General features: G+C 65.1%; 21 protein-coding genes. 18 read left to right on the top strand and 3 right to left on the bottom strand.

Annotated elements, in window-relative coordinates; translation table 11 throughout:
• Nucleotides 1-2: 2 nt before the first annotated feature.
• The 3 genes from ACLKOZ_RS17810 to ACLKOZ_RS17820 are packed head-to-tail and all read left to right on the top strand — an operon-like array spanning nt 3 to nt 3,695.
• Complete coding sequence (locus ACLKOZ_RS17810; protein WP_436477018.1) at nt 3-947, top strand: carbohydrate ABC transporter permease; 945 nt, start codon at nt 3-5, stop codon at nt 945-947.
• 3 nt (nt 948-950) lie between these two features.
• Complete coding sequence (locus ACLKOZ_RS17815) at nt 951-1,868, top strand: carbohydrate ABC transporter permease (protein ID WP_337346079.1); 918 nt, start codon at nt 951-953, stop codon at nt 1,866-1,868.
• A 12-nt stretch (nt 1,869-1,880) separates the two neighbouring features.
• Entirely contained in the window at nt 1,881-3,695 is a 1,815-nt protein-coding gene (locus ACLKOZ_RS17820; RefSeq protein ID WP_436477021.1) for a hypothetical protein, read from the top strand.
• Here the strand turns inward: ACLKOZ_RS17820 and ACLKOZ_RS17825 are convergent.
• Nucleotides 3,692-4,453: a CPBP family intramembrane glutamic endopeptidase gene (locus ACLKOZ_RS17825; protein WP_436477023.1), complete on the bottom strand. Its 762-nt coding sequence runs from the start codon at nt 4,451-4,453 to the stop codon at nt 3,692-3,694. The two genes, ACLKOZ_RS17820 and ACLKOZ_RS17825, sit on opposite strands and share 4 nt — an antisense overlap.
• 152 nt (nt 4,454-4,605) lie before the next feature.
• Between ACLKOZ_RS17825 and ACLKOZ_RS17830 the strand changes: the two genes are divergently transcribed.
• The 9 genes from ACLKOZ_RS17830 to ACLKOZ_RS17870 all read left to right on the top strand — a co-directional run bounded on the left by ACLKOZ_RS17830 (nt 4,606) and on the right by ACLKOZ_RS17870 (nt 15,634).
• On the top strand, nt 4,606-5,619 hold the full coding sequence (locus ACLKOZ_RS17830; RefSeq protein ID WP_436477025.1) for a metal ABC transporter substrate-binding protein: 1,014 nt from the start codon (nt 4,606-4,608) through the stop codon (nt 5,617-5,619).
• Complete coding sequence (locus ACLKOZ_RS17835; protein ID WP_436477027.1) at nt 5,616-6,404, top strand: metal ABC transporter ATP-binding protein; 789 nt, start codon at nt 5,616-5,618, stop codon at nt 6,402-6,404. The genes ACLKOZ_RS17830 and ACLKOZ_RS17835 overlap by 4 nt, the downstream gene beginning before the upstream one ends.
• 3 nt (nt 6,405-6,407) lie before the next feature.
• Complete coding sequence (locus ACLKOZ_RS17840) at nt 6,408-7,283, top strand: metal ABC transporter permease (protein WP_337346084.1); 876 nt, start codon at nt 6,408-6,410, stop codon at nt 7,281-7,283.
• Between the two features lie 268 nt (nt 7,284-7,551).
• Nucleotides 7,552-9,231: an ABC-F family ATP-binding cassette domain-containing protein gene (locus ACLKOZ_RS17845; RefSeq protein ID WP_436477029.1), complete on the top strand. Its 1,680-nt coding sequence runs from the start codon at nt 7,552-7,554 to the stop codon at nt 9,229-9,231.
• Nucleotides 9,232-9,469: 238 nt separating this feature from the next.
• The gene (locus ACLKOZ_RS17850; protein ID WP_337346086.1) at nt 9,470-9,817 is read left to right on the top strand and encodes a molybdopterin oxidoreductase; all 348 of its coding nucleotides are present in this window, start codon (nt 9,470-9,472) and stop codon (nt 9,815-9,817) included.
• On the top strand, nt 9,817-12,333 hold the full coding sequence (nirB, locus tag ACLKOZ_RS17855; protein WP_436477031.1) for a nitrite reductase large subunit NirB: 2,517 nt from the start codon (nt 9,817-9,819) through the stop codon (nt 12,331-12,333). The genes ACLKOZ_RS17850 and nirB overlap by 1 nt, the downstream gene beginning before the upstream one ends.
• Entirely contained in the window at nt 12,330-12,665 is a 336-nt protein-coding gene (locus ACLKOZ_RS17860) for a Rieske (2Fe-2S) protein (RefSeq protein WP_337346088.1), read from the top strand. Before nirB ends, ACLKOZ_RS17860 begins: the two co-directional genes overlap by 4 nt.
• A gap of 186 nt (nt 12,666-12,851) precedes the next feature.
• Complete coding sequence (locus ACLKOZ_RS17865) at nt 12,852-14,312, top strand: amino acid permease (RefSeq protein WP_436477034.1); 1,461 nt, start codon at nt 12,852-12,854, stop codon at nt 14,310-14,312.
• A gap of 251 nt (nt 14,313-14,563) precedes the next feature.
• Nucleotides 14,564-15,634, top strand: coding sequence for a DNA polymerase IV (locus tag ACLKOZ_RS17870; protein ID WP_436477036.1), 1,071 nt, complete (start codon nt 14,564-14,566; stop codon nt 15,632-15,634).
• Between the two features lie 117 nt (nt 15,635-15,751).
• Here the strand turns inward: ACLKOZ_RS17870 and ACLKOZ_RS17875 are convergent, their stop codons facing one another.
• Nucleotides 15,752-15,928 (bottom strand): CsbD family protein, encoded by a 177-nt coding sequence (locus ACLKOZ_RS17875; RefSeq protein WP_337346091.1) that lies wholly within the window; start codon nt 15,926-15,928, stop codon nt 15,752-15,754.
• A gap of 133 nt (nt 15,929-16,061) precedes the next feature.
• Here ACLKOZ_RS17875 and ACLKOZ_RS17880 point away from each other — a divergent pair, with 133 nt between their 5' ends.
• The 6 genes from ACLKOZ_RS17880 (at nt 16,062) to ACLKOZ_RS17905 (ending at nt 20,847) form a co-directional block, all read left to right on the top strand.
• Nucleotides 16,062-16,520: an SRPBCC family protein gene (locus ACLKOZ_RS17880; RefSeq protein ID WP_436477038.1), complete on the top strand. Its 459-nt coding sequence runs from the start codon at nt 16,062-16,064 to the stop codon at nt 16,518-16,520.
• A complete protein-coding gene (locus tag ACLKOZ_RS17885) occupies nt 16,520-17,182 on the top strand; it encodes a pentapeptide repeat-containing protein (protein WP_436477040.1) in 663 nt (220 codons plus the stop codon). The genes ACLKOZ_RS17880 and ACLKOZ_RS17885 overlap by 1 nt, the downstream gene beginning before the upstream one ends.
• A 133-nt stretch (nt 17,183-17,315) precedes the next feature.
• On the top strand, nt 17,316-18,545 hold the full coding sequence (locus ACLKOZ_RS17890) for a thiolase family protein (RefSeq protein WP_337346094.1): 1,230 nt from the start codon (nt 17,316-17,318) through the stop codon (nt 18,543-18,545).
• Complete coding sequence (locus tag ACLKOZ_RS17895) at nt 18,545-19,339, top strand: enoyl-CoA hydratase/isomerase family protein (RefSeq protein ID WP_337351629.1); 795 nt, start codon at nt 18,545-18,547, stop codon at nt 19,337-19,339. The genes ACLKOZ_RS17890 and ACLKOZ_RS17895 overlap by 1 nt, the downstream gene beginning before the upstream one ends.
• Before the next feature lie 2 nt (nt 19,340-19,341).
• A complete protein-coding gene (locus ACLKOZ_RS17900) occupies nt 19,342-20,202 on the top strand; it encodes a 3-hydroxyacyl-CoA dehydrogenase family protein (protein ID WP_436477043.1) in 861 nt (286 codons plus the stop codon).
• Nucleotides 20,203-20,238: 36 nt separating this feature from the next.
• Nucleotides 20,239-20,847, top strand: a complete 609-nt coding sequence (locus ACLKOZ_RS17905) for a GNAT family N-acetyltransferase (protein ID WP_337346097.1) — start codon at nt 20,239-20,241, stop codon at nt 20,845-20,847.
• 23 nt (nt 20,848-20,870) lie between these two features.
• Here ACLKOZ_RS17905 and ACLKOZ_RS17910 read toward each other — a convergent pair whose 3' ends face one another.
• Nucleotides 20,871-21,683, bottom strand: coding sequence for an SGNH/GDSL hydrolase family protein (locus tag ACLKOZ_RS17910; RefSeq protein ID WP_436477045.1), 813 nt, complete (start codon nt 21,681-21,683; stop codon nt 20,871-20,873).
• Between the last annotated feature and the right edge of the window lie 63 nt (nt 21,684-21,746).

Genomic DNA, 21,746 nt, shown 5'->3' on the forward strand with positions numbered 1-21,746 from the left:
CGGTGGCTAATCCAACATTGAGCTCCACGGTAACGCCGGGGACGCCCGGCACGGGCGCCGTGCGGAGCAAGTCCCAGCTGAGGCGCCACAACCGCTATGTCATCGCACCGCTGGTGCTGATCGGCGTCAACGTGGTGCTGTTCCTGGTGTTCTTCGTCTGGCCCGGTGCCCTCGGGCTGATCTACTCCTTCACGGATTACCGCGGCGTGGGCAGGCTGAACTTCATCGGCCTGGCCAACTTCCAGAAGCTCTTTGCGGACAGCACGTTCTATGCCGCCCTGAACCGTACCTTCCTGTACACACTGTTTTCGGTGCCGCTGGTCTACGTATCATCGCTGGGCATTGCGGCGCTGCTGGTCAGTAAGGCAACCAGGGGACGGACTGCCGCGAAGGTGATCATCTTCCTTCCCTGGCTGATCTCCCCGATCGTGGTGGGTGTCATCTGGAAGTGGATGTTCGGCCAGGACTTCGGCTTCGTGAACTTTGTGATCTCGACGCTGGGCGGAGCCCCGGTGCAGTGGTCCAGTAACGGCAACCTGGCCCTGACGGTGGTGATCTTCGCTTCCGCCTGGGGCGGCACAGCCTTCAACATGCTGTTGTTCATCGCGGCGCTGAAGAATATTCCAGAAGCGCTGCTGGAGGCAGCCGAACTGGACGGGGCCAATGCATGGCAAAGGTTCCTGCATGTCACGCTGCCAGGCATCGCGCCGACGTCGTTCATGGTCATCCTGCTGTCCACCATCCATGCCATGAAGGAATTCGCAATGATCCAGGCGCTGACCAACGGCGGCCCGGGCACGGAAAACACCCTGATCGTCCAGTACATCTACAAGACCGGCTTTGAGCAGTCCAAGGTGGGCTACGCCAGTGCCGCGTCCATGGTGCTGATGGTGGTCCTGCTGGCCATTGCGCTCATCCAGTTGCGCTTCAACAAGAAGAAGGGCTGACCCATGGCAACCGCTGCCAACCTGCCCCCCGCCGTGGCGGAAGAATCCGCCCTCGGTGCCGAGAAGGCAGCCGCAGGCGCCATCAAACGGAACGGCCGCGAAGGCCGGACCAAGCTGTCCGCACCCCTGACCGGGGTGCTATGGCTGATTGTGGCCATCTATGCGCTGCCGCTGCTGTGGTTCATCCTCAGCTCGTTCAAACCGGGCAGTGAACTGTTCAGCTACCCGTTGTCCATGATTCCCCGGGAATGGACGTTCCAGGGCTTCGTCGACGCGTGGGAGCGGGTGGACTTTGCCCGGTACTTCCTGAACACCGCCACCGTGGCGCTGGTGACCACTGTGCTCACCGTGTTCTTCAGTGCGTGCACTGGCTACGCCCTGGCCAAGTACAACAACAAGGGCACCCGGCTCTTCTTCGTCTGCATCCTGGCCACCACCATGCTGCCCACCGAAGTGATCCTGAACCCGACCTTCTCGGTGATCCGCGACCTCGGCCTGTACAACTCGCTCGCCGGAATCATCGTGCCGTCCGTGCTGACGGCAACGGGTGTGTTTATGTTCCGTCAGTTCTTCCTGACCGTTCCGGATGACCTGCTGCATTCGGCCCGTATCGACGGCGCCAGCGAGCTGGCCATCTTCTTCCGCATCATGCTGCCGCTGTCCAGGCCCATCCTGTTCACGCTGGCCATCTTCTCCTTCCAGTGGCGCTGGAACGACTACATCTGGCCGCTGATCGTGCTCAACGATCCCAAGTGGTACACCCTCCAGGTGGCGCTGCGGAGCATCGTTGGCGCCGAAAACATCGACTGGCCGGTCCTGCTGGGCGCGTCGGTGATCTCCATCCTGCCGCTGGTCCTCGTGTTTGCCGTGTTCCAGAAGTACGTGCTCAACGCCGACGTCTCGGCCGGGCTGAAGGACTAGATGGAGGCCTTTGTGAGGGATGGGATTGAGAGCCAGCCGCCGGCAGCTTCCACAGATGCCGTGTTCCTTGACGGCCTGGTGCAGGCTGCGGACACGTACGTTGGCACGCTGCTGAAGGCGACCGACGGCGACGTGGCGGCTCTTCCGCACCGGGCCGCCATGAGCAGGCTGCTGGCGTTGGCAGCGGTGTACACGGAGCCGGGCTCCGCCCACCGCGGTTCACCGGCGTTTCCGGACGCCATGGCCGCCTGCGTTGCGCGGCTGGAGCACCTGCAGGGCCCTACCGGCCTGTTCGACGGCACCAACCTCAGCTCACCGCCGGACTCAGCGTTCACCATCAACGACGCCTGCATGGCGCTGGAGATCATTGGCGCCGGCCACGCTGCACTGGCGGGCGTCCGACGGCGGCTGCGCGCCGTCGTCGGACGCATTACCGATGCGCTGGTTACCGGGGGAGTGCACACCCCCAACCACCGGTGGGAGCTGTGCGCGGCGCTGGCACGGATTCACGCCCTGCACGAACGCGAAGGCAGCGCCCGGCCGGACATTGTGGAGCGCATCGGGGAATGGCTGGCTGAGGGCATTGACCAACTGCCGGACGGCATGTACTCCGAGCGGAGCCCGCTGTACGCCACGGCTGTCACCAACCCGTCGCTGCTGGCCATTGCCGACTACTCGGGGCGGCCCGGGCTGCTGGAGCACGTCCGCGGCAACCTGGCGGCGTTCCTGCCCTGGTTCAATGCTGACGGCAGCATCGAGTCGCTGTTTTCGCGGCGCCAGGACCAGTGGAAGACGTTCGACGCAGAGGCATTCCAGTTGTTGTACCGCCGGCTGGCCAACCAGGACGTCCGGTCCGATTTCGCCGCCGCAGCGGCCTGGTTGCAGCAGTTCCCGCTGCTGGAACCGGCCAAGGCGCTGGCCCGGACACGGCTTGACCCGTGGCTGGGGCTGGAGCTTCCGGCTGCCTCCGTCACTGACCTGTCCGGGGATTCGGCTTCCACCGTGTTCGACGGCGGCCTCCCGCCGGTGATGGCGCCGGGCCACGCCGCGCTGGACAGCTGCGGGATCCACCGGTTCCGCCGAGCCGGAAACGTGGTGACCGTCTTCGGCGGCTGCGACGCCTTGGAGCCTGGCGTGGTGTCCGGGCTCGCCACCAACCCCACATTCCTGCGCCTCGCCCACGGTGACGCGGTACTCACTGACATGAGGCTCTCACGCAGCTTCTTTGACCTTGGGCCGTTCCGTAGCCAGTCGGTCAGAACTGACGCCGGGGTGGTCCGCCTCGCCGAGGAACTGAGGGCGAACTTCTACCTGCCGTTGCCTCCCGAAAAGCACCGCAAGGACGGAATCTACGCCCTGGTCCATGAGGGCCGGTTCAGCGCCAGCATGGACTTCGGAAGCCGCCCCACGGTGGAGCATCGGCTGGCGACGGCCCTCACCATTCGTCCCGGCGTTGGCGCCGAGGGCGATGCAGCGGAGCTGGAAGTGGAGTTCGACGGCGCGGACACATCGTTCGCGCTGGAGCTGACTTTCCGCCCTGGCGGCGAGCTGGCCGGAGTGGAGCCCCTGGCCGGCCAGCTCCCTGGCTCAGACACGGGCCCGGGGGCGTTCCAGCTGACCTCGGGCACGGGAACCTACCGGGTGGGGAACGATGTCATCGAGTTCGGTCCGGGCATTGCTGCGGACCCCGACAACCCGCCGGTGTACAACCCGGGCGAGGCCTACCGCTACCTTGCCGGGACCAATGCCGCGGAGGGCGTCAAGGTCTACATCACGGGCCGGACCCAAGGCACCCATCGCTTCACGCTGCGGGGCCGGAGCGTTTAGGGCTGGACCTGCTGGAGCTGCTCGAACAGCTCAGGCGGGATGGCGTAGATGAACACGGCAGCCGACAGGTTCTTGGTGGCGTGCACAAAGTAGGAGAACATCAGGTTCTTCCCGGTCCACACGTAGACAAACACCAGCGTGGCGCCCATGGCCAGGTAGGGAAGCAGGGCGGTGAGCGTGATCGCTTCCTGGCCTGCGATGTGGATGGCGGCGAACAGGAGCACGGAGAGCACGCAGCACAGCCAGATGTTGAGGCGGCGGCTGAGCTTGCCGATCAGCAGGTGCCGGAAGATGTACTCCTCCACAAAGGGGCCGATCACCACCAGCACTGGAATCATCAGCCAGGCGGGAACCTGTTGCATCAGAGCCTGTAGCCCGGCTTGGTTCGCGGACGTTTGGACCGTCCCGCTGGCCGCCACCACCAGGGCGGTCAGGATCATCATGGCCACCACTGCGGCCGGCACCATCATCAGCGTGAACCACGGACGGGTGGCAAGGACTCGGAGATCGCGGGCCACCACCCGGCGCGCGGCGAAGAGCGCCAGTATGCCGATACTGCCGTAGTAGATGAGGTTGACGCCGTAAGATGCCGCTGCAGGGCTGGGGGCCAGCTGCCGCAGGAATGGCAGGAGCAGGTCTCCCGCCAGGGCGAAGAAAGCCGCCACCGCCACATAAAGGCCCACGGTGCCGAAATCGAGGCCGGTGAACCGGTACAGCTCGGGCTGCGGAGCAGGTGGTCGCCGGTGCGTTGTGGTCATACGTTCAGCCTAACTCCACCCAACTAGGTAGCAGCAGATGCTGTTTTGAGCCCTCAAAACGACATCTGCTGCTACCTAGTTGGGTGGGGCCGGGGATAGTGGGGCGGGCGTCACATTGCGGGCCCGGCGCGCCGTCGCGTAGAATGTTCGGCATGCCTAACTTTCTGTTTCGGCGCGCCAAAGTAGCCGCCCGAACTTTCGCCCGGAAATCGGCGGCGTTTCGAGCTGCCGGCGCCTCCGCCGTCGTCCTTTTGTCCCTTTCCCTCGCTGCCTGTGGCGGTGATGCCGGCGGTGGTGCCGCCGGAAACAGCGACGGCGACAAGCCGGTGGTCCTGACTACCTTCACCGTGCTGGCCGACATCGCCCGGAACGTGGCGGGGGACAAGCTCACCGTGGAGTCCATTACCAAAGCGGGCGCTGAGATCCACGGCTACGAACCCACCCCCGGCGATATCCGCAAGGCAGCCAAAGCGGACCTCATCCTCGACAACGGGCTGAATCTCGAGGCCTGGTTCGCCCAGTTCGTGGAGGGCCTGGACGTGCCCCACGCAGTGGTGAGCGAGGGTGTGGAGGTCATGTCCATCAGCGAGGACTCGTACCAGGGCAAGCCAAACCCGCATGCCTGGATGTCGCCGGTGAACGTGCAGATCTATGTCGACAACATGGTGAAGGCCTTCAGCGAGCTGGACCCGGACAACGCCGAAGCCTTCAAAGCAAACGGTGACGCCTACAAGACCGAACTGCAGGCTGTGCAGGACGAGATGAAAACCAGCCTCGCCGGCCTCCCGGAGAACCAGCGCGCACTGGTCACCTGCGAAGGCGCCTTCTCCTACCTTGCCCGTGACGCCGGACTCAAGGAGGTCTACATCTGGGCGGTCAATGCCGAGCAGCAGGCCACACCGCAGCAGATCACCCGGGCCATCGAGTACGTCAAGGCCAACCAGGTTCCCGCTGTCTTCTGTGAATCCACGGTCTCCGACGCCCCCATGCAGCAGGTCGTGGGCGCCACCGGATCCAAGTTCGGCGGCATCCTGTACGTGGACTCGTTGTCTGAGGCCGATGGACCGGTGCCCACGTACCTGGACCTGATCAGGCACGACGCCGACGTCATCACCAAAGCGCTGGCGGGCGCCTCAGCCGGGGCTTCTGCCGGGTCAAAACCGTGAGTACTCCAGCCATCCTGGTTGACAACGTCACCGTCCACTACGGCGAGGTCCTGGCGCTGGATTCTGCCTCGCTCAGCCTGGATGCCGCCAGGATCTGCGGCCTGATCGGCATGAACGGTTCAGGGAAATCCACGCTGTTCAAAGTGATCATGGGAATGGTAAAGCCCGACGCCGGCAGCGTGCTGATCGGCGGACAGTCACCGTCCAAGGCGCGCAAGGAAGGCGGGATCGGGTACGTGCCGCAGAGCGAGGATGTTGACTGGCAGTTCCCGCTGTCCGTCCGCGACGTAGTGATGATGGGGCGCTACGGGCACCAGGGATTCACCCGGCGCCCATCCAAGGCGGACCGCGCCGCCGTCGACGAAGCCCTGGACCGGGTGGAACTGGGCGAGTACGCCGGCCGCCAGATCGGCCAGCTGTCCGGCGGGCAGAAGAAGCGCGCCTTCGTGGCCCGCGGCATCGCCCAGGGTGCCACGATGATGCTCCTGGATGAACCCTTCGCCGGGGTGGACAAGCGGTCCGAAGCCACCATCAGCCGCCTCCTGCGCGAACTTGCCTCAGACGGCTGCACCATCCTGATCTCCACCCACGACCTCCACGCCATGCCGGCCCTCTGCGACGAAGCCGTACTCCTCATGCGCAGGGTCCTGATGCACGGCGCCCCCGAGTTGGTGCTGCAGCCCGAAAACCTGGCAATGGCCTTCGGACTGGACGTGCTCAACCGTGACCTCCCGGAAGCAGATGCCGCTCGCGCTGATGCCGACCGCGCCGAGAACAGGGGCTGACCCATGGACCTCCTGGAACTCCTGCTCGAACCGCTCAGCTACGACTTCATGGTCCGCGCCATCGTCACCACCGCGCTTGCCGCCGTCGTCTGTGCCGTGCTCAGCTGCTGGCTGGTGCTGATCGGCTGGTCCCTCATGGGCGACGCCGTCTCCCACGCGGTGCTGCCCGGCGTCGTACTGGCCTACATCGTAGGGGCACCGTTTGCCCTCGGCGCCCTCGTCTTCGCCCTGATCGCGGTCACCCTGATCGGCGTGGTCCGCAGCACCAGCCGGGTGAAGGAGGACGCCGCCATCGGTATCGTGTTCACCTCTTTGTTCGCCCTGGGCCTGGTGCTCATCTCCGTCACACCCAGCCAGACGGACCTGAACCACATCATCTTCGGCAACCTCCTGGGCGTCAGCGTCCCGGACCTCATCCAGGTGCTGGTGCTGGGCGTGGTGGCGTTCGCCATCCTGATCCTGAAGCGCCGCGACCTGACCCTTTACGCCTTTGACCCCACCCACGCCCATGCCATCGGGCTGTCCCCGAAGCGGCTTGGCGCGCTGCTCCTGGGGCTGCTGGCACTCACCTCCGTGGTGGCGCTGCAGACCGTGGGCGTCGTGCTGGTCGTGGCCATGCTCATCATTCCCGGAGCCACCGCCTACCTCCTGACAGACCGGTTCAACCGGATGCTCGTCATCGCGCCAGTGGTCTCGGCCGTGTGCTCCATCGCTGGAATCTACTTGAGCTACTACCTGGACACGGCCTCGGGCGCCATGGTGGTGCTGACCCAGGGCGTGGTGTTCGCCGCCGTCTACCTCTTCAGCCCCCGCCAAGGACTGATTGGCACCCGGCTGGCGAAGGCGAGGCGCAGGAAGGCCGTGGCCCTCGCGGTGTAGCTGTCCCCTTTTTGTAATGCCCGACGGCGGCACTCGGCCTGGGTGCCGCCGTCGGGCGCTGTTGTCCTTGTCCGCTGCGGAGGGCCTGCTTGACGCCGCGGCGTCGGCCGGGGCAGGCTGGAGCGATGAAGTCCTAACCAGCAGCCCGGCCGCGCCCGGGCTGTTCCCCGAAAACCACGGCCGCCGTCGAGCGCTGGATGAACCGAGCTGCCTGAATCGGCCGGTTCAGCCCCGGCGGCCACACTGCGGAACTTTGCGAGGACTTCTCTTGACTGAACACCTGAACCTTTCGGGCGTCTCCCATGGCTACGGCGACCGACAACTCCTGGACAACATCAGCCTGGTCATCAACGCCGGCGAGCACGTGGCGATCGTTGGCGAAAACGGCGCCGGCAAATCCACGCTGCTCCGGATCCTGGCCGGCCTCGAAGCTCCCGATGAGGGCGCAACGGTGATCCAGGGACGGGTGGGCTACCTAGCCCAGACCCACGGCCTGCCTGAAGATTTCACCGTAGGGGCCGCCATTGACGCCTCGCTGGCATCGCTGCGCGCCCTCGAAACGGAACTCGACCGGCTGGAAGCGGGCCTGGCCGACGCCGGCGACGACGAGCTGGAAACTTATGGCAGGCTGCAGACCGAATACCAGCTGCGCGAAGGCTACGCCGCCGAATCCCGGGTTGAGGCCGCTCTGGACCGGCTGGGGCTGGGCGGCCTTGATAGGAGCCGGGTGCTGGGGTCGCTGTCCGGCGGGGAGCAGGAACGTGTGGCGCTGGCCTGCGTCCTGGCCGACCCGGCGGACATCCTGCTCCTGGACGAACCTACCAACCACCTCGACGCGCGCGGGACAGCCTGGCTGGAGGATCGGCTGGCGGCCCATCGCGGCACCGTAGTGGTGGTGTCCCACGACCGCGTCCTGCTCCGCAAGGTAGCCGCCACCATCATCGAAGTGGATGCCGAGCGCCAGGCCGTGACCCGCTACGGAAACGGCTACGACGGCTACCTCCGCGAGAAGGCAGCCGAGCGCCAGCGCTGGGTCCAGCAGTACCACTCCTGGATCGATGCCATGGAGTCCGAAAAGCGCCAGGCCGAGACGGTGGCGGGGACCATGGGGTACGGCCGCAAGCGCGACGGCGACAAGATGGGCTTCGACTTCAAGGCCGGCACTTGGCAGAAAGCAGCCAGCAGCCAGGTACGGAACGCCCAGGAACGGCTGCGCCGGCTCGAAGCCAGTCCAGTGGACCGTCCGCCCGTGCCGCTGCGGCTCAACGCCGAGCTGGCTGTCGACTCCGCTGTACCGTCCGGGGCTTCCGACGACGGCGGACCAGTGCTCACAGCCCGTGGCGTGAGCGTGCCCGGCCGGCTGGGAACCACTGACTTCCGGGCTGCCGCGGGCGAAAAGATCCTCATCACCGGACCGAACGGCGCCGGCAAGTCCACCCTGCTCTCCGTACTGGCAGGAACCCTGGAACCCGCCGCAGGCACTGTCAGGCGGCCCGAACACATCGGCTACCTGCAACAGGAGCTGGAACTGCCCCAGCGGCCCACGCTCCGGCTGTTGCCGGCCTTCGCTGCCGGCCTGGGCGGCAACATCGACGAGCATGCCGAGGCCCTCCTTCGCCTGGGCCTGTTCCGCACCAGCGAGTTCCATGTGCCAGTGGGCAGCCTTTCCGCGGGCCAGCAGCGCAGGCTCGCCCTGGCACGGCTGCTGCTGGGCGGCTACGGCACCCTGATCGTGGACGAACCGACCAACCACCTGGCGCCTGTGCTGGTGGAACAGCTTGAGGCGGCGCTCGCGGACTTCGCCGGGACCCTGGTGATGGTCAGCCACGACCGCGCGCTCCGGGAATGGTTTGCCGGGTGCGCGCGGAAGAGCGAAAAGTCGCGGACGGACGAATCTGGCCGCTGGATCAGGTATTCGATGGACAAGGGCGTGCTTGCCCCGGCCTGAGGGGCGGACTTCCTGACCAAAATGCGTAACTTTCAGCCGGGCCGCGAAGGAAGTTCCCTGGATTTCCGGGCTACTCCGCCGTCGGAGCCGGTATAAGTCACGCATTTAGGCCGGCCTGAGGCACGGGAAACGGTGAGGTTTGCGTTAAAGGAAAGTTACGCAGGGACCGGCAGGCGGAAACATCGGCGGCGGAAGATAGGCCCATGCCAGTCTTCCCGCCGGTCGAAAGGATCTGTCCGTGATCACCAAGAACCTTTTCCTGCAGGGCATCTTCCCGTTTGAGGGCACGGGGCTGGAAAAACCTGTCCCGATCCACAGCGAACTCTCCCATTACGTTCCCGACGGCGTCATCAACCAGACGCTCTATTTCAGGGGCGGCAATTCCAGCAGTGAACTGATCACCGTGGTCCTGATGCGGAACGGCGTCCCCATGCGCTATTTCCCCATTGGCGCCAAGAGCGATGTCCATGTGCCGCTGCGGGTAGTGGAGGACATCGAAGGCGGCTCGGTGGTGGAGCTGTATCTCGCCGCTCCGGATGGTGTTGGGGGATCCGTGGTGGTGGACCTGGGCATGGTGGAGCACTGATGACCAGCGTGCTGGACCGGCCGCAGGGGAGGCACGCAGGCACCGCGCCGCGCCGTCGGCTGGTGGTTGTTGGCAACGGTATGGCCGGCGCCCGGGCAGTGGAGGAAATCCTGGCCAGGGGCGGCGCGGAGCTGTTCACGATCACCATGTTCGGCGACGAGCCGTACGGCAACTACAACAGGATCATGCTCAGCCACGTCCTCTCCGGGGAGGAAAGCGACGCCGACATCTTCCTGAACGCCCTGTCCTGGTACCGCGAGAACAGCATCACGCTGCACGCAGGCGTCCGCGTGGACCGGATCGACAAGTTCACCAAGCACGTCTTCTCCAACGACGGCAGGGTGACTCCCTACGACACACTCATCATCGCCACGGGGAGCAGATCCCACATGCCGCCGATGGACGGGCTCTATACCCCGGGCGGGTCCGTCAAACACGGCGTTTTCGGATTCCGCACCATTGACGACACGCGGAAGATGGTCCAGCACGCCCAGCAAGATCACCACCGCCGCGCCGTGGTGATCGGCGGCGGCCTGCTGGGACTCGAGGCTGCCTATGGCCTGAAAAGCCACGGGATCGAGGTGGAGGTGGTGCACTCGGGCGGGCACCTCATGAATGCGCAGATGGGGCCCGACGGCGGTGCCATCCTCCGTCGCAGTGTTGAAGCGCTCGGAATCAGGGTGCATACGTCCAGCCGCACCACAGCTGTCCTCGGCACGGACCGGGTCAGCGGCGTCAGCCTTAGGGACAGGGACGACATCGAGTGCGACATGGTGGTGGTGGCCGCCGGGATCCGGCCCAATGTGGACCTGGCCGTCCTGAGCGGCCTGCCGGTGGAACGGGCCATCGTGGTGGATGACCGGCTGAGGGTCCAGGACGAAGACGACATCTACGCCGTGGGGGAGTGCGTCCAGCACCGCGGCGAGGTCTACGGCCTGGTAGCTCCGTTATGGGAACAGGCCGTGGTGCTCGCCAACCACGTGACCGGCGTCGATACGTCGTCGGCGTACCTCGGCTCACGGACCGCCACCAAGCTCAAAGTGGCCGGTGTGGAAGTCGCATCCATGGGGCTGCACGGCCCCGAGCTCGACACGGACGAGCACATTGTGTTCTCTGAGCCCAGCCGTGGTGTCTTCAAGTCCATCGTGGTCCGCGACAACAAGATGGTGGGCGCCACGCTCCTGGGCGACAGCCGGAAGGTGGCCTACCTGACGCAGGCCTATGACCGCGGGCTGCCCCTGCCGGAGGAACGGATCTCGCTGATGTTCGACGTCGGCGGGCCGGGCGGGGACGCGGGTGTGGCAGAGCTCGACGACGGCGCCCAAGTCTGCAACTGCAACGGCGTTTCGAAGGGAGCGCTCGTGGCTGCCGTGAAGGACGGCTGCACTACGGTTTCCGGTGCGATGGACGCCACACGGGCCGGCAAGGGCTGCGGTTCATGCAAGCTCCTGGTCAAACAGGTGGTGGAGTGGGCCGCCGATGGTGCTGTGGAGGAGGACCCGGCCGCCAGCTACTACGTGCCCGGGATCCCGCTGGACAAAGCATCGCTGATGGCCGCCATCCGGAAGCAGGGCCTACGCTCCGTCTCGCAAGTATTCGCAGCTCTGGCCCCCGGCAGCGCGGAGGACGCCAAATCTAAAATGGGCCTGGCCTCACTGTTGAAAATGATGCTCGCGGACCAGTACATCGACGAGCGCGACGCCCGCTTCATCAATGACCGCGTGCACGCCAATATCCAGCGGGACGGGACCTTTTCCGTGGTCCCGCAGATGAAGGGCGGCGTGACGTCCGTGCAGCAGCTGCGCCGGATTGCTGACGTCGCCGAGAAGCATAAGGTCCCGCTGATCAAGCTGACGGGCGGGCAGCGGATCGACCTGCTGGGCATCCCCAAGGAGGACCTCCCGCAGGTCTGGGCCGACCTGGACATGCCCTCCGGCTACGCGTACGGCAAGAGCTTCCGCACGGTAAAAACGTGCGTGGGCAAGGACTTCTGTAGATATGGGACGGGTGATTCAACGAAACTGGGCATCGAGATCGAGTCCCGGTTCCAAGGCATCGAGTCGCCGGCGAAGCTGAAGCTGGCGGTGTCCGGTTGTCCGCGGAACTGTGCGGAGTCCCTGGTCAAGGATGTGGGCGTGGTGGCTGTCGAAGGCGGCCGCTGGGAACTTTACGTCGGCGGCGCGGCCGGGGCGCACATCCGCAAGGGCGACCTGCTGGCCACCGTAGATGACCCTGAGGATGTCAAGCTGCTGACGGGCAGGTTCATGCAGTACTACCGTGAAAACGCCAACTGGCTGGAACGGACCTACTCCTTTGTGCCGCGGGTGGGCATCGAACACCTCCGCGCAGTGATCGTGGAGGATTCGGAAGGCATAGCGGCGGCCTTGGACGGGGCCATGCAGGCATCGGTGGACAGCTACGTGGACCCGTGGAGCGAGCGCGCGGACCCCCTCACGCCGGGCCAGTTCCGGACCTCCCTGCCGCTCACGGTCCTGCCCCAGGTGCCGGTCCGATGAGCGCCGGCCACAACCTGGGCCCCGTGGACCAAATCCCCTTCGGCGAGGGGCGGGCGTTCGGCATCGATGGCGAGCAGGTGGCGGTTTTCCGGTTGAGGGACGGAACTCTACGTGCCCTGTCCGCTGTCTGCCCCCACCGGGGCGGCCCCATCGCGGACGGAACCATCGACCGTCAAGTGGTCCTTTGCCCGCTGCACCAGCACGCGTTCAGCCTGGATACCGGATGTTCCAGCACCGGCGCCGAACCTCTGCGCACCTACCACGTCCAGGAGGATGCGGAGCAAAATATTCTTCTGCAGGATTCCCCTTCGGGTGGCAATAGTTCGGCTTAACTGGAGGACGGTGTATCGCTCGTCACTTGCTCCGGTTTGTGTCTTGTAGGATAGAAAGGCCGCGCGAACTTCGACGTCCTGTGACTTTCCATACAGAAAATTCCTTCAAACATCACGAAGCCGAATTTTCAGTATGAGAGTCCGCTGCCAAGGTGCCGGTCAATCCCCTACCCACAAGGAATTGTTGTGCCTCAAAGTACCCCCACAGAACTCGTGAGCCCCTCGGCGCAATCCGCCGTCGTCGACTCCACCCTCAGCGCCGAGGGCTACAAAAAATCCCTGAGCGGCCGCCAGGTGACCATGATTGCCATGGGCGGCGCCATCGGCGTCGGACTCTTTATGGGTGCCGGCGGACGCCTGGCCTCGACAGGCCCGGCACTGATCTTCTCGTACGCCATTGCCGGCGTCATCGCCTACCTGCTGATGCGCGCCCTGGGCGAACTGATCATGTACCGCCAGACGTCGGGCTCCTTCGTCAGCTATGCCGGCGAGATGTTCGGCAAGAAGGGGGCGTACCTCTCCGGCTGGATGTACTTCATCAACTGGGCCATGACCGGCATTGCGGAGCTCATCGCGATCGGACTGTACTTCCAGTTCTTCTTCCCCAACGTGCCTGTTGAACTGTCCGCCATCGCGGCGCTCCTGCTGCTCGTGGGCGTCAACCTGATGAGCGTCAAGGCGTTCGGCGAATTCGAATTCTGGGCCTCCTGCCTCAAGGTCGGTGCCATCGTGATCTTCCTGGCCGTGGGCACCTTCATGGTGGTTGCCAACGCGCAGGTGGGCGACGGCAACGCCTCCGTGAACAACCTTTTCGCAGCCGAGGGCGGCATGTTCCCCAAGGGTGCGCTGGTGATGATCCTGGTCCTCAATGCCGTGATCTTCGCGTACAACGGCATCGAACTGGTCGGCATCACAGCCGGTGAAATGCAGGATCCCGCCAAGGAAGTGCCCAACGCAATCCGCGCCGTCGTCTTCCGCATCGTGGTGTTCTACGTCGGCTCGGTGACCCTCCTCGCGATGCTGTTGCCCTCGGACCAGTACGTGGCCGGCACCTCGCCGTTCGTTACCGTATTCGGCCAGATGGGCCTTGGCTGGATGGGCGATGTCATGAACATGATCGTCATCACCGCAGCACTGTCCTCCTGCAACTCTGGCCTGTACTCGATCGGCCGGATCTTCCGCACCATGGCCAACAACGGACATGCTCCGGAGTGGCTGACCCGGATGTCCAAAAACCATGTGCCGTACGCCGCCATCCTTGCCATCGGCGCCGTCTACCTCGTGGGCATCCTGCTGAACATCTGGCTGGGCGGCTCACACGCCTTCGACCTCGCGCTCAACTCGGCGTCGATTGGCGTGATCTTCACGTGGGGCGCCATCTTCGCCAGCCAGATCGCGCTGCGCAAGCAGAAGGGCAAGGTTTCCTCCCTCCCCGCCCCGGGCGGAACCTGGAGCAGCTGGGCCGGCCTGGTGGCCCTGCTGGCCATCACCATCCTGATCGGCTTCGACACCATGACCAGCAAATCCGGTGAGGTCTTCCATCTCGGACTCTGGACCCTGGCCACCATTCCATTCTTCGCGCTGGTCCTGTGGCTGGGCTGGCAGAAGGTTCGGAACAACGAGCCCAAGAACGCCCTCTTCAGCTAGGGCTTTGCACGCAAGCAGTACCTGCGACGGCGGGATCCCCACGGAGGGGGTCCCGCCGTCGTCGTTATTCCCCGTGCGTTCCTGCCCACTTCCTTTGTTCGACGCGCCCAGGAACCCGGCGCGTCGTGGGTGGTGGACGAGAATCCGGGGGAGTAACTGGGCAGGAGCGCCCAGCCGCGGGTCCGGGCGATGCAGAAGCGACGCGGGGAAACGGTGGTGCGGAGCAGCCGATTGGGGGCACACTGGGGCGTGTGAGCGAACCGTGGGTACTGCATGTGGACCTTGACCAGTTCATTGCAGCTGTCGAAGTGCTCCGCCGGCCCGAGCTCGCGGGCAAGGCGGTGATCGTTGGCGGCCGCGGTGACCCGACCGAGCGGGCGGTAGTTTCCACGGCCTCCTACGAGGCCAGGGTGTACGGCGTCGGCTCCGGAATGCCGCTGCGCATCGCCGCACGGAAAGTACCTGACGCCGTCATCCTGCCCGTTGACCAGGAAGCCTACCTCGCTGCGTCCGAAGGAGTCATGGCGGTGCTGCGCTCGCAACCGGGTGCAACTGTTCAGGTACTCGGCTGGGATGAAGCCTTTATTGGCGTGCAGACCGACGAGCCGGAGGCGTATGCGCGGCAACTGCAGCGCGACGTCCTCGAGGAGACCCGGCTGCACTGCAGTGTCGGCATCGGTGACACTCTGGTCCGGGCCAAAGTAGCGACGTCGTTTGGCAAGCCGGCCGGCGTCTTCCGGCTCACGGAAGAGAACTGGCTCGAAGTGATGGGGAGCCGGCCAACTATCGAGCTGTGGGGCGTGGGAACGAAAGTCTCGCGCCGCCTTGCCACCCTCGGCATCCGGACGGTAGCCGAACTCGCGGCGTCCAAAGACGATGATTTGGTCCCGGAGTTCGGCCCGAAGATGGGCCCTTGGTATGCCCAGCTCGGGCGGGGTGACGGTTCGCGGACCGTCGATGACACACCTTGGGTGGCACGCGGGCATAGCCGGGAAACCACCTTCCAGCGCGATCTGACTGAGCAAGGCCAGGTTGACGACGCCGTCAGGGAGTTGGCGGCGCACGTACTGGAGGATGTCGCTGCTGAAGGGCGGCCGGTGATCGGGCTGACGCTCAAGGTCCGATACGCTCCGTTCCTGACCAAGACGTACGCCCGGAAGATTCCCGAGACCTCGGATCCGGCAGAAGTGCTCGCCCGCGCCCTCGACCTCGTGGCCAAGATCGAGCCGGGCCGTCCCATCCGATTGCTCGGGCTGCGTGCCGAAATGGCGATGCCCGAGGATTCCCGGCAGGGACACACGCCGACGCGCAGCGGCTGGTGACGGGTCCTGCCGTCGATTGCGGGGCGAGGGAGCTGGGGGGAGCAATCGATGGGGGAAGGCACAAAAAAGCGGCGGCGGATCCCCCATGGGAATCCGCCGCCGCGCGCCTATGGCTGACTAGTCGCGCTTGAACTCGTCCTTGATGTCTTCGCCGACCTTCTTCGCGTCGGCCTTGACCTGGTCCTTCTGGCCTTCGGCCTTGAGGCGGTCGTTGTCGGTGGCGTTTCCGGCTGCTTCCTTGGCCTTGCCGCCCATGTCTTCTGCTGCGTTACTGATCTTGTCTCCGAGGCCCATGGTAGTGCCGCCTTTCGTTTCCGATGGATCAAACAATGCCTTTTCACCATAACACGAAGCATGCTTACTATTTCAAGTCGTTGAGATGCCCCGATATCTGTTGATTGTCATTGCCCCCGACTAGGCTCGAACCATGGATCACAGCACCAGCCTTACACAGCACATCCACGCTTCGCCGGAGAAGGTCTGGTCCGTCATTTCGGACATTCCGGGTTCGGCGGCCACCCTGTCCGGCATTGATTCCATCCAAATGCTGAGCGAAGGCCCGTATGGCGAGGGCACGCGCTGGAAGGAAACCCGCACCATGATGGGCAGGTCCGAAACGGTGGAAATGTGGGTGGCCCAGGCTGATCCGCCGCGCAGCACCACGGTCAAGGCCCTGCAGGGCGGTGCTGACTACACCTCCCGGTTCAGCCTGGCGGAGCGCGACGGCGGCACGGACCTGACGCTGACCTTCGGCGCCGACATCGTTAAGCCCACGGTGTTCAGCAAGATATCAATGGCCCTGTTCGGGAAAATCGGCATGAGCATGACGCGCAAGGCGCTGGCCAAGGACCTGGCGGAGATCGCGGCCAAAGCGGAATCGCTCTAGTGGCGGCCAGGCCGCCCAAGGTTACCGGCCCGCGGCTCTCGCCGATTCTCCTTGAGGAACTTACGGACGATCCCGCGCCGGACTTCCAGCGCGGAGTTCGGTACGACGGCGTGCGGTACATTCGCGCGGCGGCAGACGGTCTCGAGCTCAGCGGCACTGACTTCGCCGAGTGCGAATTCCAAGGCGTCTCGTTCAATGACACACAGTTGCGCGGCGCCACGTTCCGCGACTGCATCCTGGTCGAGCTGTACGCGCCCGTCTTCACTGCGGCCCGCACCACGTGGCGGGACGTGCGCATCGAAAATCCACGGCTCGGGTCCGCTGAAGTGTACGAAAGCGGGTGGCAGTCCGTCCGGATCGACGGCGGAAAGCTGGACTTCCTGAACCTCCGTGGCGCCAAGCTGATGGATGTCCTGATCACCGACTGCATCATCAATGAACTGGACCTCGGTTCCGCGGCGGTCACCCGGGTAACGCTGAAGAACTGCACCATCGGCACCCTGGACCTCACCGGCGCCAAGTTGAAGGACTTCGACCTCCGCAGCACTGACTTTCGCACCATCAGTGGCCTGGGCAGCCTCTCCGGAGCCATCATCGACGACTACCAGCTCAGCCTCCTGGCCCCGCTCCTGGCGGCCCACCTCGGCCTCGTGGTTCTCTGACCCCTCCGGGGGAGGGTCTTGGTGCCCCTTGCGCGCGCAGTGTAGTCTTTACAGAACGAACGGTCGGTAAGTGGATAGCATCCCCTGAGCCGCCGACGATGACAGTGCTGTTAATCGCGTGAAGGGTGTTTCCATGGCGTCAGCTACCGCAGGACCGCAGGCTTTTCTCGTTGGCGGTGTCCGCACCCCGGTGGGACGATACGGCGGGGCGCTGTCCTCGGTCCGCCCGGACGACCTCGCCGCACTGGTCATCCGGGAGGCGGTCACCCGGTCCGGACTGGATCCGGACACCATCGATGAGGTCATCCTGGGCAACGCCAACGGGGCCGGGGAGGAAAACCGCAACGTAGCCAGGATGGCCACTTTGCTGGCAGGACTTCCCCTCCACATCCCGGGGATCACGGTCAACAGGCTGTGTGCATCAGGCCTGAGCGCCATCATCCAGGCCAGCCAGATGATCAAGTCCGGTGCCGCGGACATCGTGATCGCCGGTGGGGTGGAGTCCATGAGCCGTGCGCCGTGGGTCCAGGAGAAGCCGGCTACCGCCTTTGCGAAGCCCGGCCAGATCTTCGACACCTCCATTGGCTGGCGGTTCGTAAATCCCCTGTTCCAAAAGGGCGAGCTGGCGCGCGAGGGCAAGATGACCTACTCCATGCCGGAAACCGCCGAGGAAGTCGCCAGGGTTGACGGCATCACGCGGGACGACGCCGACGCCTTTGCCGTCCGGTCCCACGAACGTTCCCTGGCCGCCATCGCCGCAGGGCGGTTCAGGGACGAGATCGTCCCGGTGACGGTCAAGTCCCGCAAGTCCGAAACCGTTGTGGACACCGATGAAGGCCCCCGCGCTGGCACCACCATGGACGTCCTGGCCGGCCTGCGCCCGGTTGTCCCGGGCGGCTCCGTGGTCACCGCGGGAAACTCCTCCACCCTCAACGACGGCGCCTCAGCCATCATCGTCGCGTCCGAGGCCGCCATCGAGCGGCTGGGCCTGGTACCCCGCGCCCGCATCATCGACGGCGCCTCTGCCGGCTGCGAGCCCGAAATCATGGGCATCGGCCCGGTGCCGGCCACGCAAAAGGTCCTCAAGCGGAGCGGCCTCAGCGTCGGTGACCTGGGCGCCGTCGAACTTAATGAAGCGTTCGCCACGCAGTCGCTGGCCAGCATGCGCCGGCTCGGCCTGGACCCGGAGATTGTGAATAACGACGGCGGCGCCATCAGTTTGGGGCACCCGCTGGGTTCCAGCGGTTCCCGGCTCGCCATCACCCTGCTGGGGCGGATGGAGCGCGAGGACGCCAGGATCGGCCTGGCCACCATGTGTATCGGCGTGGGCCAGGGCACTGCGATGCTGCTGGAGCGCGTGTAATGGCGGCCCAGGACCTAGCGAACGAACACTTCAGTACCCTGCTGGTCGAGGAGCGGGAGGACCGCGTGGTTGTCCTCCTCAACCGCCCCGAGGTGAGAAATGCCATCGACCAGCAGATGGTGGACGAGCTGCACATTATCTGCGCGGCGCTGGAGCAGAATCCCAGGATCCTGGTCATCGCCGGCGTGGACGGAGTCTTTGCCTCCGGGGCGGACATTGCCCAGCTGCGCGAGCGGCGCCGGGATGATGCGCTGCAGGGTATCAACTCCACGATTTTTGTCCGCATTGCCAAGCTGCCCATGCCCGTCATTGCCGCCCTGGATGGCTACTGCCTGGGCGGCGGTGCCGAGCTCGCCTACGCGGCTGATTTCCGGATTGGAACGCCGAGTGTACGGATCGGCAACCCCGAGACAGGGCTCGGCATCCTGGCCGCGGCCGGAGCCAGCTGGCGGCTGAAGGAACTCGTAGGCGAACCCTTGGCCAAGCAGATCCTGCTCGCAGGCCTGGTGCTCCGGGCCGAGGACGCCCTGGCTGCGGGCCTCATCACGGAAATCCATGAGGCGCCGGAACTGATGGCCGCCGCGCACAATCTCGCGGACAGGATCGCCCGCCAGGATCCGCTGGCCGTGCGGATCACCAAGTCCGTGTTCCACGCCCCTGCCGATTCCCATCCGCTGATCGACCAGCTTGCCCAAGGGATTCTTTTTGAATCCCAGGCCAAATTTGACCGCATGCAGGCGTTCCTGGATAAGAAGCTGGACAAGAACCTCGATAAGAAGACAGAGAAGAAATAGCCATGGCCACTTCGAACCTTCCTTCCACCGTCGGCGTCCTCGGCGGCGGCCGCATGGGCGCAGGAATAGCCCATGCCTTCCTCATCAAGGGGGCCAACGTCCTGGTCGTGGAGCGCGATGAAGCCTCCGCCGAAGCCGCCCGTGAGCGGGTGGAATCCGCCGCTGCGAAGAGCATCGAACGCGGTGCCACCGACGGCAACCTGGACGAGATCGTCTCGCGGCTCGCTGTCACGGTGGACTACGACGACTTCGCCGACCGGCAACTAGTGGTCGAGGCCGTGCCCGAAGACTGGGACCTGAAGGTTACCTCGCTCCGCGGCATCGAGGAGCGGCTGGCGGACCATGCCTTCCTGGCCTCCAACACCTCATCGCTCTCGGTCAACGGTCTGGCCCGTGAACTCAAGCGGCCGCAGAATTTCCTCGGACTGCACTTCTTCAACCCCGTCCCCGCCTCCACGCTCATCGAAGTGGTGCTCGGCGAATATACGTCCCCGGACCTGGCCGCGGCCGCGAAAACGTGGGTCGAGGCACTCGGCAAGACCGCCGTCGTCGTCAATGATGCCCCCGGCTTTGCCTCGTCACGACTGGGAGTGGCTATCGCGCTGGAAGCGATGCGCATGGTGGAGGAGGGCGTGGCCTCCGCGGAGGACATCGACGCCGCCATGGTGCTTGGCTACAAACACCCCACCGGCCCGCTCAAAACCACCGATATCGTGGGCCTGGACGTGCGGCTGGGGATCGCCGAGTACCTGCACTCCACGCTGGGGGAGCGTTTCGCGCCGCCGCAGATCCTCCGGGACAAGGTGGCAAGGGGCGAGCTGGGCCGCAAATCGGGCAAGGGCTTTTTCGACTGGCCCAGCTAAGGCTGCTCTAGCACCGCGTGGGCCTAGGCTGGTGCAGTGAGCTTTCTTGAACCCATCACCCTGACCGGCCGGCACGTCATCCTGGAACCCTTGCGCCCGGCACACCACGACGGCCTGGTGGAGGCGGCACGCGATGGCCAGTTGTGGAACCTTTGGTACACGTCCGTGCCGACGCCGGAGGAGATGGCCGCTGAGATCCGCCGACGCCTGGGCCTTCAGGAGCAGGGGTCCATGCTGCCGTTCACCACGCGCCTGATCGATCCGGCCACCGGCGGACCGGGCCGGATCATTGGCATGACCACGTACATGAATATCGATCCCGGCACACCCCGGGTGGAGATCGGCTCCACGTGGAACGCGGCGTCAGTGCAGGGCACGGGCACCAACGCTGACTCCAAGCTCCTGCTCCTGAGCCATGCTTTCGACGTGCTCGGCTGCCCCGCGGTCGAGTTCCGGACACACTGGCTCAACCACCAGTCCCGGGAGGCGATTGCCCGCCTGGGCGCCAAGCAGGATGGAGTCCTGCGCAACCACTCGCGGACCAAGGACGGCGTGCTCCGGGACACCGTGGTGTTCTCGATCCTTGAACACGAGTGGCCCATGGTCCGGAACGGTCTGGAGCACCGGCTCGCCAAGCGCCAGTAAGGGCTTGGCGAGCCGGCCGGCCCCTAGTTCAGGACAAATGCGTTCTGGCTGAGCAGCGAGGCAAAGTAGCCGTGCCGGTAGCCTTCCCCGGTTGGATGGAAATTCGCCCGATCCAGCAGGTTGTCTGGGTTGAAGTTGATCCATGGGTCTGTTGAGCCGACACCATGTCCTGCGAAGGCGGCCGTGACATCGACGTACTGGGACCCAGTGGCCGCCGCGACGCCGGCTATCGTGGCGTTGAGTAAATCAGCCAAGGGATTCCCTACGGCAGCAAACGGGTGACTCGGATCGAAGAGATGTGGGTATCCCGTCAGGACAATCTTCGCCTCAGGGGCTATTGCTCGGATCGTGAACACCAGGTCGGCCAACTCTGCGGCAAAGCTGCCATCGGTCAGCATGGTGGTCACGTTTCCGGCAGCCTGGAGGCATGCAGCCGATGACGGGTCGGGAAGGCACGCGAACAGGAGGCCTGTGGTGTTCAGGTCATTCGCCCCGACAGTGAGCGTGATGACTTCGGCCTCCTGCAGGGCGCTGACGGGGAGATTGGCCTTGACGATGTCGATGGTCCATCCTGAACAGCCTGCGTTGAGCGCCAGTTGCACGTCCCGGAGTTTGTCAGCAATGGCAGGGTATCCCTTGCGGCTCACGAAGCAGTTGAGGTCCGTATACGGTGCTGCGCCGTGGCCGGCAGCATAGGAGTCCCCGAGCGCAACATAGTCCAGCTGGGGAGGCGGCGCTGCGTCCGCCGGAACGGCCGTGAAGCCCAGTGCCATGGCCAGGGTGGCGAGGCCTGCTGCAAAAGCCGGGCGGCGGCGTCGTCCTGTTCGAATTGTCATTGGTTTTCCCCTTTTGGTAGTCAGAGCGCGGGTGAGGATATGTGCCACGGTACGCCTGCGCGT

The sequence above is a fragment of the Arthrobacter sp. R4 genome, from assembly GCF_051365025.1.
GTDB lineage: Bacteria > Actinomycetota > Actinomycetes > Actinomycetales > Micrococcaceae > Arthrobacter.

What these genes read in the sequence shown, in the direction of transcription:
- ACLKOZ_RS17815 (WP_337346079.1), top strand. Translation starts at nt 951, where the DNA reads ATGGCAACCGCTGCCAACCTGCCCCCCGCCGTGGCGGAAGAATCCGCC.
- ACLKOZ_RS17825 (WP_436477023.1), bottom strand. Translation starts at nt 4,453, where the DNA reads ATGACCACAACGCACCGGCGACCACCTGCTCCGCAGCCCGAGCTGTAC.
- ACLKOZ_RS17830 (WP_436477025.1), top strand. Translation starts at nt 4,606, where the DNA reads ATGCCTAACTTTCTGTTTCGGCGCGCCAAAGTAGCCGCCCGAACTTTC.
- ACLKOZ_RS17840 (WP_337346084.1), top strand. Translation starts at nt 6,408, where the DNA reads ATGGACCTCCTGGAACTCCTGCTCGAACCGCTCAGCTACGACTTCATG.
- nirB (WP_436477031.1), top strand. Translation starts at nt 9,817, where the DNA reads ATGACCAGCGTGCTGGACCGGCCGCAGGGGAGGCACGCAGGCACCGCG.
- ACLKOZ_RS17860 (WP_337346088.1), top strand. Translation starts at nt 12,330, where the DNA reads ATGAGCGCCGGCCACAACCTGGGCCCCGTGGACCAAATCCCCTTCGGC.
- ACLKOZ_RS17875 (WP_337346091.1), bottom strand. Translation starts at nt 15,928, where the DNA reads ATGGGCCTCGGAGACAAGATCAGTAACGCAGCAGAAGACATGGGCGGC.
- ACLKOZ_RS17880 (WP_436477038.1), top strand. Translation starts at nt 16,062, where the DNA reads ATGGATCACAGCACCAGCCTTACACAGCACATCCACGCTTCGCCGGAG.
- ACLKOZ_RS17890 (WP_337346094.1), top strand. Translation starts at nt 17,316, where the DNA reads ATGGCGTCAGCTACCGCAGGACCGCAGGCTTTTCTCGTTGGCGGTGTC.
- ACLKOZ_RS17895 (WP_337351629.1), top strand. Translation starts at nt 18,545, where the DNA reads ATGGCGGCCCAGGACCTAGCGAACGAACACTTCAGTACCCTGCTGGTC.
- ACLKOZ_RS17900 (WP_436477043.1), top strand. Translation starts at nt 19,342, where the DNA reads ATGGCCACTTCGAACCTTCCTTCCACCGTCGGCGTCCTCGGCGGCGGC.
- ACLKOZ_RS17910 (WP_436477045.1), bottom strand. Translation starts at nt 21,683, where the DNA reads ATGACAATTCGAACAGGACGACGCCGCCGCCCGGCTTTTGCAGCAGGC.